The organism is Syntrophales bacterium, from assembly GCA_023229765.1.
Taxonomy (GTDB): Bacteria; Desulfobacterota; Syntrophia; order Syntrophales; family UBA5619; genus DYTH01.
In genome coordinates this window covers 26,887-43,717 of record JALNYO010000009.1, presented here as the reverse complement: position 1 = coordinate 43,717, position 16,831 = coordinate 26,887, and the positions used below count along the sequence as shown (strand labels likewise).

15 protein-coding genes and 4 tRNA genes are annotated in these 16,831 nt (G+C 51.3%); 1 reads left to right on the top strand and 18 read right to left on the bottom strand.

The features are described from left to right. Window positions 1–128 precede the first annotated feature (128 nt). The 8 genes from M0P74_06875 to M0P74_06840 form a co-directional block, all read right to left on the bottom strand. A tRNA-Asp gene (locus tag M0P74_06875) sits at window positions 129–205 on the bottom strand. Between the two features lie 82 nt (window positions 206–287). Continuing rightward, a tRNA-Val gene (locus M0P74_06870) sits at window positions 288–363 on the bottom strand. Between the two features lie 89 nt (window positions 364–452). After that, entirely contained in the window at window positions 453–2,873 is a 2,421-nt protein-coding gene (gene lon / locus M0P74_06865) for an endopeptidase La (protein MCK9363303.1), read from the bottom strand. Between the two features lie 25 nt (window positions 2,874–2,898). Further along, complete coding sequence (gene clpX, locus M0P74_06860) at window positions 2,899–4,158, bottom strand: ATP-dependent Clp protease ATP-binding subunit ClpX (protein ID MCK9363302.1); 1,260 nt, start codon at window positions 4,156–4,158, stop codon at window positions 2,899–2,901. 25 nt (window positions 4,159–4,183) lie between these two features. Then, window positions 4,184–4,768, bottom strand: a complete 585-nt coding sequence (clpP, locus tag M0P74_06855; protein MCK9363301.1) for an ATP-dependent Clp endopeptidase proteolytic subunit ClpP — start codon at window positions 4,766–4,768, stop codon at window positions 4,184–4,186. Further along, window positions 4,765–6,096 carry a trigger factor gene (gene tig, locus M0P74_06850; protein MCK9363300.1) on the bottom strand — a complete coding sequence of 444 codons (1,332 nt, stop codon included), beginning with the start codon at window positions 6,094–6,096 and terminating at the stop codon, window positions 4,765–4,767. Before tig ends, clpP begins: the two co-directional genes overlap by 4 nt. A 42-nt stretch (window positions 6,097–6,138) precedes the next feature. Next, window positions 6,139–6,225, bottom strand: a tRNA-Leu gene (locus M0P74_06845). A gap of 109 nt (window positions 6,226–6,334) precedes the next feature. After that, window positions 6,335–6,411 (bottom strand) — tRNA-Pro (locus M0P74_06840). Between the two features lie 180 nt (window positions 6,412–6,591). Between M0P74_06840 and M0P74_06835 the strand changes: the two genes are divergently transcribed. Further along, a complete protein-coding gene (locus tag M0P74_06835; GenBank protein MCK9363299.1) occupies window positions 6,592–7,203 on the top strand; it encodes a lytic transglycosylase domain-containing protein in 612 nt (203 codons plus the stop codon). A gap of 16 nt (window positions 7,204–7,219) precedes the next feature. Here M0P74_06835 and M0P74_06830 read toward each other — a convergent pair whose 3' ends face one another. The 10 genes from M0P74_06830 to M0P74_06785 all read right to left on the bottom strand — a co-directional run bounded on the left by M0P74_06830 (window position 7,220) and on the right by M0P74_06785 (window position 16,799). Beyond that, the gene (locus M0P74_06830; protein MCK9363298.1) at window positions 7,220–7,783 is read right to left on the bottom strand and encodes a helix-hairpin-helix domain-containing protein; all 564 of its coding nucleotides are present in this window, start codon (window positions 7,781–7,783) and stop codon (window positions 7,220–7,222) included. A gap of 1 nt (window position 7,784) precedes the next feature. Next, window positions 7,785–9,005 carry an aspartate kinase gene (locus M0P74_06825; GenBank protein ID MCK9363297.1) on the bottom strand — a complete coding sequence of 407 codons (1,221 nt, stop codon included), beginning with the start codon at window positions 9,003–9,005 and terminating at the stop codon, window positions 7,785–7,787. Further along, window positions 9,006–9,518, bottom strand: coding sequence for a tRNA (adenosine(37)-N6)-threonylcarbamoyltransferase complex ATPase subunit type 1 TsaE (tsaE, locus tag M0P74_06820; GenBank protein MCK9363296.1), 513 nt, complete (start codon window positions 9,516–9,518; stop codon window positions 9,006–9,008). Between the two features lie 16 nt (window positions 9,519–9,534). Beyond that, complete coding sequence (gene acpS / locus M0P74_06815; GenBank protein MCK9363295.1) at window positions 9,535–9,912, bottom strand: holo-ACP synthase; 378 nt, start codon at window positions 9,910–9,912, stop codon at window positions 9,535–9,537. Between the two features lies 1 nt (window position 9,913). Further along, window positions 9,914–10,774, bottom strand: a complete 861-nt coding sequence (folP, locus tag M0P74_06810; GenBank protein ID MCK9363294.1) for a dihydropteroate synthase — start codon at window positions 10,772–10,774, stop codon at window positions 9,914–9,916. After that, window positions 10,771–12,624, bottom strand: coding sequence for an ATP-dependent zinc metalloprotease FtsH (ftsH, locus tag M0P74_06805; GenBank protein ID MCK9363293.1), 1,854 nt, complete (start codon window positions 12,622–12,624; stop codon window positions 10,771–10,773). Before ftsH ends, folP begins: the two co-directional genes overlap by 4 nt. A 111-nt stretch (window positions 12,625–12,735) precedes the next feature. Further along, complete coding sequence (gene tilS, locus M0P74_06800) at window positions 12,736–14,148, bottom strand: tRNA lysidine(34) synthetase TilS (protein MCK9363292.1); 1,413 nt, start codon at window positions 14,146–14,148, stop codon at window positions 12,736–12,738. Between the two features lie 13 nt (window positions 14,149–14,161). After that, the gene (locus M0P74_06795; GenBank protein ID MCK9363291.1) at window positions 14,162–14,806 is read right to left on the bottom strand and encodes an HAD-IA family hydrolase; all 645 of its coding nucleotides are present in this window, start codon (window positions 14,804–14,806) and stop codon (window positions 14,162–14,164) included. Then, on the bottom strand, window positions 14,803–15,705 hold the full coding sequence (locus tag M0P74_06790; protein ID MCK9363290.1) for an MBL fold metallo-hydrolase: 903 nt from the start codon (window positions 15,703–15,705) through the stop codon (window positions 14,803–14,805). Before M0P74_06790 ends, M0P74_06795 begins: the two co-directional genes overlap by 4 nt. Window positions 15,706–15,719: 14 nt before the next feature. Next, window positions 15,720–16,799 (bottom strand): peptidylprolyl isomerase, encoded by a 1,080-nt coding sequence (locus tag M0P74_06785; protein ID MCK9363289.1) that lies wholly within the window; start codon window positions 16,797–16,799, stop codon window positions 15,720–15,722. Window positions 16,800–16,831 lie beyond the last annotated feature (32 nt).

The window sequence follows — 16,831 nt, the reverse complement described above, 5'->3', positions numbered from 1 at the left end:
CAGAACGGCACCTCCGGATTTGCCGCCACGGAAAAGAACCGATTCGTTGCTGGGGATGGTGCTGGGGACGGCGGGAGAAGAAAAAGAAACAGGGGGCGGAATAACTTCCTAACCCCCTGTTTTCATTTTGGCGGGGCCGAGGGGACTTGAACCCCTGGCCTCCGGCGTGACAGGCCGGCGTTATAACCAACTTAACTACGACCCCGTAAATAAAAAATTTATCTGCTCGAAATCTCCCCAAACCCATAAGCCTGCGCGAACGGCCCCGGAGAATCACGCTTTTTCCATGGTAGGCGGAACAGGACTTGAACCTGTGACATCCACGGTGTAAGCGTGGCGCTCTCCCAGCTGAGCTACCCGCCCATATTATCAAGCAGCGGGGGCCTCTTTAGCAATGATTACAATCCTTGTCAAGAACTAAGTTCGAAAAAACGACAAATCCTCCCGCGCTTTCAGCAGGGCAAGGGGACCGTTTCCTCGATCTTGCTGCTCACAGGAACGCCCCCAATATCTGCCGGGTTCTCTTCTTTGGGCAGCAAAGCGGCGCTCATCACCTCATCAACATTCTGAACAAAAATCATTTTAAGCTTCTTCAGAACGTTTGCCGGCACCTCGCTCAAATCCTTTTCATTGTCCTTGGGAATTATTACCGTCTTTATTCCCGCCCGGTGGGCAGCCAGCAGTTTTTCCTTCAAACCGCCGATGGGCAGCACCCTTCCGCGGAGGGTAATTTCCCCCGTCATCGCCAGATCGCCCCGCACCTTGCGATTCGTCAGGGCCGAGGCAATGGAGGTCGCCATGGCAATGCCGGCGGATGGTCCGTCCTTCGGGATCGCCCCCTCCGGGACATGCACGTGGATGTCCGTATCCTTGTAAAACCCTTCAGGCAATCCGAACTCCCCGGAGCGGGAACGCACGTAGGTGAGCGCGGCCTGGGCGGACTCCTGCATGACATCGCCTAATTTGCCCGTCAGGGTCATCTTGCCGGAGCCTTTCATTACCGTTGTTTCGAGGGTCAAAAGCTCCCCGCCCACCTCCGTCCAGGCAAGGCCAATCGTTAAGCCGACCCGGTCCATCCCCTCGTTTTCATTATCCCGGAATTTCGGTACGCCGAGATATCCCGAGACGGCGTTTGCGGATATCTTTATGCATGTTTTTACCCCTTCCGATACTACCTTCCTGGCAACCTTACGGCAAATGGAGGATATTTCCCTGTCCAGATTCCGGACTCCCGCTTCTCTGGTATAGTTGCGGATCATCGTCAGAATGGCGCCTTCGGTAAAAACCAGATTTTTCTTGCTCAGCCCGTTGGCCTCAATAATCTTGGGGACAAGAAATTTAACGGCGATATTGAGCTTCTCCTGCTCGGTATAACCGGCAATCCGGATTACCTCCATCCGGTCCTGAAGAGGCGCGGGAATCGTTTGCAGGACGTTGGCAGTGGTAATGAACATTACGTCTGACAAGTCGTAATCAACTTCGAGATAATTGTCGTTGAAGGCATTATTCTGCTCCGGATCGAGAACCTCGAGCAGCGCCGCGGAGGGATCGCCGCGAAAGTCGGAGCTGAGCTTATCGACCTCGTCCAGACAGAAAACGGGGTTGCTGCTTCCCGCCTTTTTTAAAAGCTGGATTATTTTCCCGGGCATTGCGCCGATGTAGGTGCGCCGGTGCCCCCTTATTTCCGCCTCGTCCCGCACCCCGCCCAGGGAAAACCTCACAAACTTCCGGTTTGTCGCCCGTGCTACCGATTTGGCGATAGAGGTCTTGCCGACCCCCGGAGGACCTACCAGGCATAAAATGGAACCCCTGTTCTTTTTGACGAGGGTCTGGACAGCGAGGTACTCGATGATTCGCTCCTTTACCTTCTTGAGGCCGTAATGATCCTCTTCCAGAATCGTCTCAGACTCTTTCAACGCGTAATTGTTCGCAGTTTTCTCCTCCCAAGGCATGTCGAGAAGCCAGTCGATGTAATTTCTCACGACGGTGGCCTCGGCAGACATCGGCGCCATCATCTGCATCTTTTTGATTTCCTGCTTGACCTTTTTGGCGGCCTCTTCGGGAAGCTTTTTCTGCTTCAGCCTCTTTTCCAGCTCGATAACTTCGCTTTTAAATTCATCCTTCTCGCCCATTTCCTTCTGAATGGCCCGCATCTGCTCGTTGAGGTAGTAATCCTTCTGGGTCTTTTCCATCTGCTTTTTGACCCGTTTTTTTATTTTTTCCTCAACCTGCAGGATCTCTATCTCGGAAAGCATCAATTTATAGATTGCTTCCATTCTGTCGGGAATGCTCGTGATCTCAATAATTTTCTGTTTGTCATCCAGTTTGGCGTTGATTTGGGAAATGACGATGTCGGCAAGCTTGGAGGGGTCGTTAATGGCAGATACCGTTCCGGCCATATCCAGATGAACCTTGCCGGTCATTTTGGCATAGTTTTCAAAGGCAGCGCCGATGCTCCTCATCAGCGCCTCAATGCGGAGGGCATCCTCTTTCCCCGTTTCCTCGAGCTCATCCACCAGAACGAGGAAATGCTCCTCGCAGAAAACGTAGTTTCTGATGATTCCCCTTTTCCTGCCCTCAACCAGCACCTTGACGGTGCCGTCGGGGAGACGCAACAACTGGATTATAATCCCGATTGTGCCAACGCTGTATATATCCTCTTCGCCCGGCTCGTCTTTCTGGGCATTTTTTTGCGCTACCATGAAGATCTCTTTTTCATCCTTCATGGCGGCCTCAAGCGCGGCAATTGACTTTTCCCTGCCCACAAACAGCGGGACAATCATGTGCGGGAAAACCACCACATCCCGAAGCGGCAAAAGCGGCATTTCCGCGTCATTCTGCATCAACTCATTTGTTTCTCTTCTGGAGGTCATTTATTATTACCTGTAATAGTTAAAATCACGCCGTCTCGGATTTTTTTTCGAGAAGGAGAATAGGTTTTTCATCATTTTTTACAACTTCTTCGCTGACGATGCATTCCAGCACATCATTGCGGGAAGGAAGCTCATACATTATCTCAAGCAGGGTGTTTTCCATAATCGCCCGCAAACCGCGGGCGCCGGATTTTCTTTCCAGCGAGAGCTCGGCAATGGCCTTCAAGGCGCCCTCGGTAAATTTCAATTTGACCCCGTCCAGCTCGAAAAGCTTTTGATATTGCTTGACAAGGGCATCCTTCGGTTCCAGAAGAATTCGGATCAGATCATCATGCGTCAACTCTTTGAGCGTCGAAATTACCGGCAGCCGGCCGATAAATTCCGGGATCAGGCCAAACTTGAGAAGATCCTCAGGCTGCACTTTGCTAAGCAGTTCATCCTTGTTTTTCTCTTTATTACTACGGATCTCGGATCCAAAACCGATAGAGTTGGAACCAGTCCGGCGAGAGATTATTCCGTCGAGATCATTAAAGGCGCCGCCGCAAATGAAGAGGATATTCGTCGTATCTACCTGAATAAACTCCTGTTGGGGGTGTTTTCTGCCTCCCTTGGGGGGGATGCTCGCCGTTGTCCCCTCAATAATTTTCAAGAGCGCCTGCTGCACGCCTTCGCCTGAAACATCGCGTGTTATCGAGGGGTTGCCAGACTTTCTGGCAATTTTGTCGATCTCGTCAATGTAAACAATCCCTCGGGATGCCTTCTCTACATCATAATCGGCGTTCTGCAGCAGGCTGAGGATAATATTTTCCACATCCTCCCCAACATATCCCGCTTCCGTCAGCGTCGTTGCGTCGGCAATGGTAAACGGAACATTCAGCATCCTGGCCAGTGTTTTCGCAAGCAGGGTCTTCCCGGAACCGGTTGGCCCGATCAGCAGGATATTGCTCTTCTGAATTTCCACCCCTCCCACATCCGCGCCTGCGGAGAGCCTCCGGTAATGGTTGTACACCGCCACGGAGAGAATTTTCTTGGCTCTTTCCTGACCGATTACATACTGGTCAAGAAACTTGACAATGTCCCTCGGCTCCGGAAATCCCCCGGAAATTGACCCTTTATCTTCCTGATTTTCCTCGTTAATGATCGAACGGCAAAGCTCAACACATTCATCGCATATATAAGATGTCGAACCGGCGACAAGTTTTTTGACCTCATTTTGTCCCTTGCCGCAAAAAGAACAGTACAATATCCCCTTTTCGTAGCCAGAATCCTTTGGTTTTCTCCCCATTATGGAACCCCTTCAGCAAACTTTGTTAAGCCCTCTTTAAGATGACTTCATCGATAATGCCATACTCTACAGCATTTGTCCCCGACATATAATAATCACGCTCGGTATCGGCGGCAATCTTTTCGAGCGGCTGACCGGTCAAATCGGCGAGGATCTGATTCAGCTCCTCCTTCAATCTCAGAATCTCGCGAGCCTGAATGCCGATATCGGTGGCCTGCCCCTGGAATCCGCCCAGCGGTTGATGGATCATAATCCGGGAATGGGGCAGCGCATAGCGCTTTCCCTTTTGCCCCGCCGCGAGCAGCAGGGCGCCCATGCTGGCCGCCTGCCCCATGCAGACGGTACTTACCGAGGGCTTGATGTACTGCATGGTATCATAAATTGCCATCCCGGCGCTGACGCTGCCGCCCGGAGAGTTCAAATAAAAAAATATGTCCTTATCGGGATCGTCAGATTCCAGAAAGAGCATCTGGGCAATCACCAGATTCGCGACATCGTCATCAATTGCCGTGCCGAGAAAGATGATCCGATCCCGCAGGAGCCGGGAATAGATATCAAAGGCCCTCTCCCCGCGGCCATCCTGTTCTACAACCATTGGTATCAAACTCATTTTGCAGCATCCCCGCTTTCTATTTTCTCAGCCTCCCGCACCGTTATATTTGCCTTAGACTCAATAAATTCATACGTTTTACGGTTTATAAGTTCACCCCGGATATTTTCCACAAGATTATCCTTTTCGAGAGATTTTCTGAATGTTTCATAGTCCTGGGAGCGCTGAAGCGCGAATTCCCTGATCCTTGCTTCCAACTCTTCATCCGTTGCCGCGATCGCCTCCTTTTGGGCAATCTTGTCCAGCAAAATAGTTGTTTTAACTATCTTGGCCGCTTCGTCCCGGAAAGGAGCACGCAAATTAGCTGCCAATTCCTCGGCCTTCTTGGGGTCCATACCCTCGGACACCATTCTGCTGTGCGCATCGGAAACCATATAATAAACCTGCTGTTCAATAAATGCTTCCGGCGCCTCAAAAATATTATTTTCGAGCAGTTTATCGCCGATCTGCTTTACAAATGCCGCGTCAAGGCGCTTCTTTTTTTCTTCCTCGGCTCTTTTTCGGACATCCGCCCGCAGCTCGTCAAGGGATGTATATTTCCCGAAATTTTTAATAAATTTATCATCGAGGTCAGGAAGCCTCCTTACGCGAATATCCTTTATCGCAACTGCGAACTGTACATTTTTTCCTGCCAGACGGGGCGCCTGATAATCCGCGGGAAAGGTAACCTCAATATTCTTGGTCGCGCCCTTTGGAGAATCGATCAGCTGTTCTTCGAAACCGGGGATAAACGACCCTGAGCCTATTTCCAGAAGATGGTTTTCCGCCTTCAGTTCGGGGAGCTTTTCCCCGGCGAGGGCGCCTTCAAAACCGATTGTGACAAAATCACCGGTCTGAACGCCTCTTTCTTCCTCTACGTTCTCCAAGACGGCAAACATCTGGCGCATCTGCTGCATGTTTGCCTCCAGTTCGTCGTCGTTAACAACGGGCGTCTGCTTTTCCAGTTCCAGCCCCGTATAGCCCACCGGCTCTATCTGCGGCTCAACGTCAACAGTGGCGGTGAAGGTAAAGTTCTTTTCCTGCTCTATCCCCTCTTGTTCTATCTGGGGCTGACTTACCGCGGCGATGTTATGCTTCTGGATCGTTTCCCAGTAATAACGATTAACAAGATTGGAAATAGCATCCACCTCTACGTCCTGGCGGTAGTATTTTTCCATTATATTACGGGGTATTTTACCTGGCCTGAATCCTTTGATCCTGGCTGTTTTTCCGGCCTTCTGATAAACTTTGTCCAGTTCATGTTTAACGTCATCCCAGGGAATCTCAAAAGAAATCCTCTTTTTTACGGAACTGACATCATCGATCTTTGGTTCAACAATTTCACTCACGGCAGCACACTCCTTATGTTTATCTCAATACCGGGCCAAGTATGGTGCGAGAGAGGGGATTTGAACCCCTACCCGCGCAAACGGGCTGGATCCTAAGTCCAGTGCGTCTCCCAATTCCGCCACCCTCGCATTTTCTTATCGCCTTTATATTCATCCGATACTTTTATGTCAACCTATGGATATAAGGAAGATGCGAAAAATATTAAAAAACCGCCCTTTCGGCGGTTTATTTTACTATTGGTCGGGGCGAGTGGATTTGAACCACCGGCCCTCTGAACCCCATTCAGATACGCTACCAGACTGCGCCACGCCCCGACATCAATTACTGCGATCGTGACGTTTCTTAACACCATAAATTATCTCTGTCAAGGACAATGACACGGCAAAAAAGCAACCGAGCGGCAGCAAGGCGAAAACGGAAGATTATAAAAAGCTTGAATAAACGATCGCTGTTGGGGTATAGTCAGGGCACAAGACAGGGAGCGATGGGAAGTAATGAAATCCAGAAAATATATCTTGGCTGAAAAATTTTTCTTTTTTTGCGTTGTCGCCGTATTCCTATTGGCGGCAACGTCAGCCTATTCAGATATTTACCGATACACTGATCCTGAAGGCGTTATCCACCTGACTAATGTACCGACAGACAACGGCGCCCCTTATGTCCTGGTAATGAGGGAAAAGCGGGTGCTTTTAAAGGCGCCCGGGAAGATTTCCGCTTACGAATCTCTAATTAATCAAGCTTCCGAAAAGTACGCCGTTGATTCAACCCTTGTCAAGGCTGTAATCAAGGCTGAATCCAATTTTAATCACAAGGCCGTCTCGCCCGTCGGCGCCCGGGGGCTCATGCAGCTCATGCCGGCCACCGCGGCTTCCCTTCAGGTAGCCGACTCCTTTCATCCGGAAAGCAATATAGACGGCGGGGTCCGCTATCTGCGCTACCTGTCCACCTTATTCAAGGGCAATCTGCCTTTGGTCCTTGCGGCTTATAACGCTGGCGAAAATGCCGTCCTGCGCTATAACAACAGCATCCCCCCCTACAAAGAAACCCAGACCTATGTAAAAAGGGTGCTTCACTACCTTGAACAGTACCGGAATGAGAAGAATTAAAGATGTTTAAATAAACCTACCTGCTCAAACCCGTTGTTAAGTAGTCCCTTATTTTCTCAAGTTTTTTCTCTTTAATTCCCGGGATATCCGATAGATCAGCCAAACTGGATAAATTCCCCCTCTCCCTGCGTCTCTGCACAATTCGCGCCGCGTCCCCCTCCCCAATGCCGGGGACAAGAGCCAGGTCGCCTGCCGAAGCCCGATTGACGTCAAGCGGAATGCCCAAGGCAACCCTTGTTGCGGCGGACATTTCCCCTCTCTGCAAACTGCCGTCGCCAGCAACCGTAAAAAGGGCGCCCTGAGAAATCTTTGCCCCCAATAGACTTTCTTTATAGCCGGGGTTTTTTACACCGGCGGCCTCAATCAGGCTTTGAGGCGCAGCGCCGGGGGGGAGGAAATAGATTCCCTCGCCCTGAAAGCCGCGGAGTTCGACTGCAATAAAATCCGCATTCTGCAGCACCAAGGGTATGGGTTCTCCTTGCCGCGGCTGTCTAATGGTGAAGGACGAAAATCCATAAATTGCCAGGCAGACAAGCAAAACGGCAAGCATGCCGGCTCGCTGTCCTGTGGAGACGATCATTTCAACGCTCTTTCTCCAGTTCAAAGGCATCGTGCAGGGCGGTCACGGCCAACTCCGTGTACTTTGCCTCGACAACGCAGGAAACCTTGATTTCGGAGGTGCTGATCATCAGGATGTTTATCCTTTCGTTGGCAAGCGTCTGGAAAATTTTTGCCGCAACGCCGGCATGGCTGATCATGCCGCTGCCGATCACGGAAACCTTGGCAACGTTCTCGTCCACTTCCAGCTTATCCGCGCCGATCGCATGAACAGCCTCGCCGATAATCCGCTTGGCCTCAAGAACTTCCTTGCGGGAAACGGTGAAGGTCATGTCCGTATATCCATCGATGCTCGCATTCTGAATGATCATGTCCACCATGATATTATGTTCTGCCAGCGGCGCAAAGATGGCTACCGCAATCCCGGGACGGTCCGGAACATGAATAACCGTTATCTTGGCCTGGTCGCGATCATACGTCACGCCGGAAACGATTTCCTTCTCCATATTTTCAGCCTCCTTTGTTACAAGCGTCCCCCCTTCATCAGAAAAAGAGGATTTTACATAGACCGGCACGTTGAATTTTTTTGCCAGCTCCACCGAACGCGGCTGCAGCACCTTGGCGCCCGCCCTGGCCATTTCCAGCATCTCGTCGTAGGTTATCCGGGAAAGTCTCCGGGCTTTACTGCAGATGTTCGGATCAGTTGTATATACCCCGTCAACATCAGTATATATATCGCATACATCCGCGTTCAGCGCCGCTGCCAGCGCCACGGCGCTGGTGTCGGAGCCGCCCCTGCCAAGCGTGGTTATGTTGTTGTCGCCATCCCTCCCCTGAAAACCCGCGACAACCACAATTGTTCCTTCTGCCAGCTCCTTCAGTACAGCCTCTTTCTGCACGCTTAAGATGCGGGCCTTGCTGAAGGCCTGATCGGTAATGACGGGAACCTGAAATCCCAGAAAAGATTTTGCCTTATGGCCCATGCCATTGAGCATGATGGCAAGCAGCGTTACCGTTGCCTGCTCGCCGGTGGAAATAAGCGAATCGTACTCCCGCAGGTTTGGTTCATCCGCCGCCTGCCGGGCAAGTTTAATAAGGCGATCCGTCTCGCCGGACATGGCCGATAGGACAACAACCACCTCATTTCCTTCCCCTTTTGTGCGGACCACCTTTTTGGCCACATTGGCAATCCTCTCCAGATTGGCAACCGAGGTGCCGCCATATTTCTGTACAATCAAAGCCATCTAATTAAAGCCCTCCTCCGAGCGGCGCTTCTTAAAAACTACGCCTTTTAGTCTCTGCCTAATCGATCCCTCTGCTGTGGAAATGCGTATTTCCCTTTTTGTCTCGTCAAGATATGTGAAGGCGAGGAAAATGGCGCCAGCCGGAATAAAATCGGCAATCTTTTCAGCCCACTCTACAACCGTAACCCCATTTCGGGAAACCGTTTCGTCAAATCCTGCGTCGAGCAGCTCCGCGCTTCCGGCAAGACGATAGACGTCGAGATGATAAAGAGGCGCTGCCTCGCCCGGGTACTCGTTGATCAGGGTGAAGGTCGGCGAGACAACCGCATACGCATCGGGAACCCCCATACCTTTGGCTATTCCCTGGACAAAGACCGTTTTCCCCGCTCCCAATTCCCCGTGCAGCGCGACAAAGTCGCCAGCCTTCAGGATCCTGCCGATGTCAACTCCCAGCCGAAAGGTCTGTTCAGGGTTTTCCGATACCAGAGCAACAAAGAAGCTATTTCCAGTCAAAGCTGCATCCGCCCGTTCATTTATCAAGAATAACGATGGCGGTCGCCAAATCGTCTGTATGCGAAATGCTTACCGCAACTTTTTCCCTGCACCCGCCGCGCTGTAAAGCCGAGGCTTTTCCGGACAGCTTGACAGTGGGCTTCCCGTTGCCGTCGTGAATCGTTGCAATATCATTAAAGCCGATTCCTCCGCCCAATCCGGTCCCCAGCGCCTTTAAAAAGGCCTCTTTAACGGCGAAACAAGCGGCAAAATGCAGAGCCGGACGCGCCTTGGCCTGACAATAGGCAATTTCCTCAACCGTGTAGATGCGCCGAATGAATGCGTCTCCCCATTTGGCGAGAATCCTCTCGACTCTTGCAACCGCTACAAGATCAATCCCGACGCCGGATACCATTTTAAGCCCTGCTAATTGCATCCGCCATCAGGACCACCTTCTTCATGACGGAAACATCATGCACCCTGACGATATGCGCCCCACCCATGATTGAAGCCGTTACCGCAGCCGCAGTCCCTTCCATACGCTCGGCAGGCAGCCCCCCCGTTATCTTGCCAATGAAGGCTTTGCGGGAAACACCCATAAGAATTGGTCTTCCTAATTTTTTAAACTCGCCGAGATGGCGAATAAGTCGCAGATTGTCGTCCGCTGTTTTGCCGAAGCCGATGCCCGGATCAATAACTGTTTGAGTCCGGCCTATTCCTTCCGACAGGGCCCTTTCCATCCGTTCCTGCAAAAACTCCGCTATATCGTCAAGCAGGGAAGGGTAAGTCAAGTCGCCCTGCTGCATCACCTTGGGGATACCCCGCATATGCATCAAAACCACCCCCGCGCCCGCGGCAGAAATGGTTTTTGCCATTGCCTCGTCATAATTCAGAGAGCTTACATCATTTATTATTTCCGCGCCTGCCCTCAACGCCTCCCGGGCAACCTCCGCCTTCATGGTATCAATCGAAAGAGGGATGGAGAGCTTTGCCGCAAGGCCTCGAATAACCGGAATAACCCTCGTTAGCTCTTCTTCGACGGAAACGGCGTCTGAACCGGGACGAGTGGATTCGCCGCCAATGTCCAGGATGTCGGCGCCCTCTTCGACCATCCGCATCCCTTCCTCGATTGCCTTTTGCGGCGAAGCGTAACGGCCGCCATCCGAGAAGGAATCGGGGGTCGCATTGATGATCCCCATGATCAGAGTGCGCTCGCCCAAGACAATCTCCCGGCGCGACGTCCGAAACAGCAGATTGTCGTCATTCACTTCTTTCATAAGGTTGTCTCTGCCGGACCGCCTTCTTCAATTTGCGAGCGGACATCTTCAATTTGCGGGAGGACATCGCCCTTGATGAGTGCATCAAGTTCCTGCCCGGTTAATACCTCTTTTTCGAGAAGTACAATGGCGATTTTGTTAAGCAACTCCAGATTATCCGAGAGAATACCCCTTGCCCTCTCATAACTGGAGATAACAATCTGGTTTATCTCTGCATCTATTTTCTTGGCCGTCTCTTCGCTGTAATCCTTGTGGGAGGCAAATTCCCTTCCCAGAAAAATCTGTTCTTCCTTCTTGCCATAGCTCAGGGGCCCGATCGCCTCGCTCATTCCCCACTCGCAGACCATCTTGCGAGCCAGGCCGGTAGCCCTCTCAATATCGTTCCCGGCCCCGGTTGTATAATCCTTGAGGATAATTTCCTCGGCAGCCCGCCCCCCGAGGAGTATGACGATGTTATTGAGAAGAAACTCCCGCGGATAGGCATGCTTCTCATCAACCGGCAGTTGCTGGGTAAGACCGAGCGCCATTCCCCGGGGGATGATCGTTACCTTGTGAATAGGGTCCGTTCCAGGAAGCATGCGGGCCACAAGCGCATGACCCGTTTCGTGATAAGCGGTGTTTTTCTTTTCCTCATCACTGATCACCATGCTCTTGCGCTCCGTCCCCATCATCACCTTGTCTTTGGCATACTCGAAGTCGGACATGGAGACCTTATCCTTGTTGAAACGGGCGGCGTACAGCACCGATTCATTGACAAGATTCTCTATGTCGGCGCCGGAAAATCCCGGCGTTCCCCGGGCGATAACGCTGAAATTGACATCCTCGGTAAGGGGTGTTTTGCGGGCATGAACCTCCAGGATCTTTTCCCTGCCGCGCACGTCCGGAAGCGGCACCACCACCTGGCGGTCGAAACGGCCGGGTCGCATCAGGGCTGGATCCAGGACATCCGGACGGTTGGTCGCGGAAACGAGGATAACACCCTCATTCGATTCGAAACCATCCATCTCGACCAGTAACTGGTTTAAGGTCTGTTCCCTTTCGTCGTGTCCGCCGCCCAGACCGGCCCCACGATGACGCCCCACCGCGTCTATTTCATCGATGAAGATTATGCAGGGGGCATTCTTCTTCCCTTGGACAAACAGATCGCGAACACGGGAGGCGCCGACGCCGACAAACATCTCCACAAAATCCGAGCCACTGATGCTCAGAAAGGGGACATCCGCCTCCCCGGCAATTGCCCGCGCCAGCAGTGTCTTACCTGTCCCGGGAGGGCCGACAAGCAATAGTCCTTTGGGGATTCTCCCCCCCAATTTGGTATATTTCTTAGGGTCGCGCAAAAAGTCAATGACCTCCTGCAACTCGGCTTTTGCCTCTTCAACCCCGGCCACATCGAGGAACGTAATCTTTTTTGATTTGTCATTGACCAGACGAGCGCGGCTTTTACCGAAAGCCATCGCCTTGCCCCCCCCGCCCTGCATTTGCCGCATGAAAAATATCCAGACCCCGATCAGCAGGAGCATCGGCAGCCATGAGACAAGCAGCGTCATATACCAGGGGGAATCATCAACGGGCTTGGCGGAAATGCGCACCCCCTTCTCCTTCAGCAGGGCAATCGCACCTGCATCTTTAGGGGCATAAGTCTTGAAAACCTTGCCGTTGGTCAATTTACCGGTTATGTTCTCTCCCTGAATCGTCACCTCGGAAACCTGTGATTTTTCAACATTGCTTAAAAACTCGCTATAGATCATCTCTGTTTGCGCTATTTTCGGCTGGCTGAAAAGATGGTACATCATAACGAAAACCAGACTGATCACAAGCCAGAGCGCTATATTTTTCTGTAGAGGATTCAATTTGTTATTCTCCTTTTATGAACATTCGACAACTTTTCCATGAACCGCAACCCACGGGGAACGGTTTATAAACTGTCCACAGCACACATTTCAATTGCGCCCTTGATTACTTCAAACCAACTCTATTTTCAACACTTTTTTAGTTTTTTCGGTAATGCGCACCCTCTGGCTTATCCGCTCGCCGGCAATCCAGATAACCGACTGCGCGTCAACCAGCAGGGGAATGGTCTCTCTCTGCGCGCTGGGAATCTTTCTATCAATGAAGTATTTCTTCAACTTCTTTGTTCCTCCCAGCCCCAAAAGATCAATCCGGTCGCCATAACGCCAATTTCTTATAAACAACGGCGGATGGATGCAATCATAATCGATAAAGGCCGTCTCCGGGTGGCTTTTAAACTCCGCAAACCCCGGTTTATCAATCATCGCTGCCCGGATATTCATATTAATTTCAGGCAGACTGATCGTCCCCGGAATTTTAACCTCTCTCTCGAAACCGCCTTCTTTACTCTTTGAAACCCCCTCAGCGGTTCGCAGGTCAGACACTTTCATGATCTTCAGGACCGCCGCCCGTTTTTCGACCAATATCCGCGCGGGAAGATCAAACTTGCGAAATCTATTGTCTTTTTTATGGCACAATTCCAGAACCGCCTCTATATGAAGGCAGCCAATACGTTTTTCAAAAGCGGTCATCCCCTCCAGCAAAAATTTAATAAGGCGCGCCTGAATCGCCCGGTGCTGCTGCAAAAATTCCGATAACGGAATGGCAATTTCTCTATCGTCTTGACTTATCCCCCAGGAAACTGCCAATTGCCGAACAACGTCAAGCATATAATCGTCTTCCTGCCGGATGATCTCGGCGGTGCGGGCGACCCCCGCTGCAAGCTGCGGGTTGTAGCGCTTCGTCAATTCGGGAAGAAGCCAGTTGCGGATGCTGTTGCGCAAAAAAGTCTGGTCCGAGTTGGAGCTGTCCGTCCTGTAAGAAAGCCCCTCCCTGCTTAAAAACTCCAGAATCTCGCTGCGGCTGACATATAGCAGCGGACGGATCAAATAATCATCCCGAATTGGGGCAATTCCCTTGAGACCGTCCATACCGGCGCCTCGGAGAAGATTGATAAAGAATGTCTCCACCTGGTCGTCCCGATGGTGGCCGGTGGCTATCTTTTCAGCACCGCATCCGGCGGCAGTTTCATACAAAAAGCGATAACGCTCCTCCCGGCTGCTCTCTTCTATGGACTTCCCGGTTTTTTTTTGCCGCTCGCGGATATCCACCCTTTTTGTTATGAATGCTATATTCCTTTTTTCACTAAGAATTCGCACAAAATCCTCATCCCGATCGGCATCTTTGCCCCGGAGACCATGGTTAAGGTGCGCCACGGTGATTTTCAGAGAGTATTCCCCGGCAAGAATTTCCAGGATTCTCAGCAACGCGACCGAATCAGGGCCGCCGGAGACGGCGGCCAAAACGTGTTCGCCGCGTCTGAGGAGAAGATTATCAGCAATGGTTTTTCTTACGGTGTTGAGCATTAGTTGGCATTGATCAGCAAAAAAAAGCCTTCAGGTCGGAGAGCCGCTCGCAGACGAAATCAGGGGCAAGACTGAGCAGTTTTTCCCTGTCGCTTATCCCGTTAAGAAACGCGCAACTTATTGCGCCCGCCCTTTTCGCCAAAAGAATATCGTTGGCGCCGTCGCCTATCATCACCGTGCGCGCCGGAACAACCCCCCTCTTTTCCATGATCAGCTCCAGAAGACGGGGATCCGGTTTTTTGAAAGGGGTGCTGTCCTCTCCGCAAACATCGAGAAAATAATCATTGATACGCAGGGACTTCACTATCCTGAGCGTATATTTTTCGGTCTTGTTAGTCACAAGAACCTTTTTTTTATCACCGAAGTAGGCAAGAAAATCAACAACATCGGGGTAGAGGGCGGTATGATCTAACAGATGCCCCTCATAATAATCGCGAAACAATTCTATTGCCTGGGGAAAATACTTATCCGCCTGACCTCCCAATGCCCGCTGGACAGTCGCTGAAACACCATCGCCAACATATTCTTTTACAGCCTCCACGGTTATCTCGGCAAGACCAAGCGTTGACAAGGCATGATTTACAGAATCAGTCAAATCAATGGTTGAATCGATCAATGTGCCGTCAAGATCGAAAGCCAGCATGTCAACGGATTTCATCTTTCCCCCATGGCCGAGGCAATGTGCCGCACTGTCTGGCGGTAAACCCCGGCATATATCTCCGGGGAAAGAAAGTAGCTGGGACGTTCTTTATAGACCGCATCCAGAACCTCTTGCACCGTTTCCTCCACAGAACCGGTTCGCCGGTAAATGGCCTCAATTTTCGTTCGATGCTCCCTTGCCGACTCCATGCTGTTTTGGATATAGTTATTTGCCTCTTCGCCCGTTACATACCCATAATGATCGGCACAGAAAATATCCACCGGCAAAGAGGAAAGCTTCGCCAGACTTTGCTGATATTGGGTATAATTGGAGTTGCCGGCGGGTAAGATTATGTCCTCAAAGGGGATTCCCCCTCCATCCGACGGGAAAAGCGCTTTTATTTCCGGACAGTACGCAGAAAGGGAGCAGGAGGAGTGACCCGGCGTCTCCAGAACCCGCACCGTCAAACCGCCCAAATCGAGCACACTTCCCTCCTCAACAACGGAGCCGCTGACATCATCCCGCCACTCCAGATCCATCCCCTTCAGCAAATCCTCAACCCCTACCCTTTTGGCTACCATAAGGCTCGAGGAATTGATTGTGGCAATAGCCTTTTCCATCTTCAGTATCTCCCACCCCCGGGCAAGGGCGAAAATCTGCAGCTCCGGATAACGGCGTTTGAAGAACGGAACCAGTCCCACATGATCAAAATGGGCATGAAGAATAATCAGCTTGCCTATCTTCTCCTCTTTAATATGGAAATCCTCGAGCTGTTCGAGAACAACAGGCGCCAGATAACTCATCCCGCCACTTATAATCAGCGAACAATCATCCCCCTCCAGCAGGTAAACGCCCGATTCCTCTCTCCCGAGGTACCAGAGGCGATCACATACCTTGCCCGCATTGCGGTGTCTCATTTTGAGTCCTCCCGTTAACCGTTTATAACTATCTTCGTTCCCGTCTTAAGCCTTTTCATCATTTTTTCAAAATTTTCTTCCTGCTTTTGCCGTTCCATAAAGGCGGCAATCTTCTTTTTCATCTCGCCGTCCAGTTTTAGCGTTTCGGCGGCCTTATGTTCAAGCACCTGGATTATGTGAAACCCGAAATCGGTCTTGACAATCGGGCCGATCGCCTTGGGCGCCTGTGAAAAAGCGGCATCCTCAAAGGGTTTGACCATCTGCCCGCGGCCAAATGTTCCAAGATCTCCGCCCTTTTCCTTGCTTGGACAATCGGAATTATTGGCTGCTAACTGCGCAAAATCTTCCCCGGCCACCAATTTTTTACGAATTCCTTCAGCCTTGGCCAACTTCTGCGCCTTGGTCTTTTCGTCGTCCTTCGCTTCACTGGCCACCAGAATGTGCCGGGCATGCACCGATTCCGGCTTTAAAAACATCTGTTTGTTTTTGGCATAGAAATCGTTGATTTCCTTATCTGTTGCCTTAAGGCTTCCCCCCGCCTCCTGCTGGATAAGCTTTTTTATCTTGATGTTGTTGCCGACCTCTTCGCGAAACTTTGCCATATCCATGCTGTTTTGCTTCATAAATCCCTCGATCGTCTGTCCAGGAGGCATATTCGCCTTAACTTCCTCGATGAAGGCAGTAATCTCCTTTTCACTCGCCGTGACCTTCTTGGTCGCTATCTCCTTTTTCAAGAGGGTCAAATTAACAAACCCGTCTATTATTCCCTTGCGGATATCGCCTCTGGCCTGTTCCAAACGTTCCGGGGGTATCTGTCCCGCAATTTGCGCCATTTTCTGCTCGACTTGCGCGGCGACTTCGGCATTGGTAAGCTTCAGTCCATCTACTTCAACGGCTGTTGCGCCTCCATCTACCGTTGCGGCCGGGGTTGCGTTTTGTCCGGCAGGCAAGGCCGCAGAGGCGTTCCCCGCCGGCGCCATAATCTGTTTAACCGTCTTATCTTTTTCCGCATTCGCATCGCACCCGACTGTAATGCCGAAGATAAAAGCAAATACCGCCGCAATTGTAACATACCGCCCAATTTTCTTAGTCACGCCCCATCCTCCTGAAAGTTTATTCATATCCC

Excerpts from the sequence above, each read along its gene's own strand:
- lon (MCK9363303.1), bottom strand. The coding sequence starts at position 2,873 with ATGACCTCCAGAAGAGAAACAAATGAGTTGATGCAGAATGACGCGGAA.
- clpX (MCK9363302.1), bottom strand. The coding sequence starts at position 4,158 with ATGGGGAGAAAACCAAAGGATTCTGGCTACGAAAAGGGGATATTGTAC.
- clpP (MCK9363301.1), bottom strand. The coding sequence starts at position 4,768 with ATGAGTTTGATACCAATGGTTGTAGAACAGGATGGCCGCGGGGAGAGG.
- M0P74_06835 (MCK9363299.1), top strand. The coding sequence starts at position 6,592 with ATGAAATCCAGAAAATATATCTTGGCTGAAAAATTTTTCTTTTTTTGC.
- M0P74_06830 (MCK9363298.1), bottom strand. The coding sequence starts at position 7,783 with ATGATCGTCTCCACAGGACAGCGAGCCGGCATGCTTGCCGTTTTGCTT.
- M0P74_06825 (MCK9363297.1), bottom strand. The coding sequence starts at position 9,005 with ATGGCTTTGATTGTACAGAAATATGGCGGCACCTCGGTTGCCAATCTG.
- acpS (MCK9363295.1), bottom strand. The coding sequence starts at position 9,912 with ATGGTATCCGGCGTCGGGATTGATCTTGTAGCGGTTGCAAGAGTCGAG.
- folP (MCK9363294.1), bottom strand. The coding sequence starts at position 10,774 with ATGAAAGAAGTGAATGACGACAATCTGCTGTTTCGGACGTCGCGCCGG.
- tilS (MCK9363292.1), bottom strand. The coding sequence starts at position 14,148 with ATGCTCAACACCGTAAGAAAAACCATTGCTGATAATCTTCTCCTCAGA.
- M0P74_06795 (MCK9363291.1), bottom strand. The coding sequence starts at position 14,806 with ATGAAATCCGTTGACATGCTGGCTTTCGATCTTGACGGCACATTGATC.
- M0P74_06790 (MCK9363290.1), bottom strand. The coding sequence starts at position 15,705 with ATGAGACACCGCAATGCGGGCAAGGTATGTGATCGCCTCTGGTACCTC.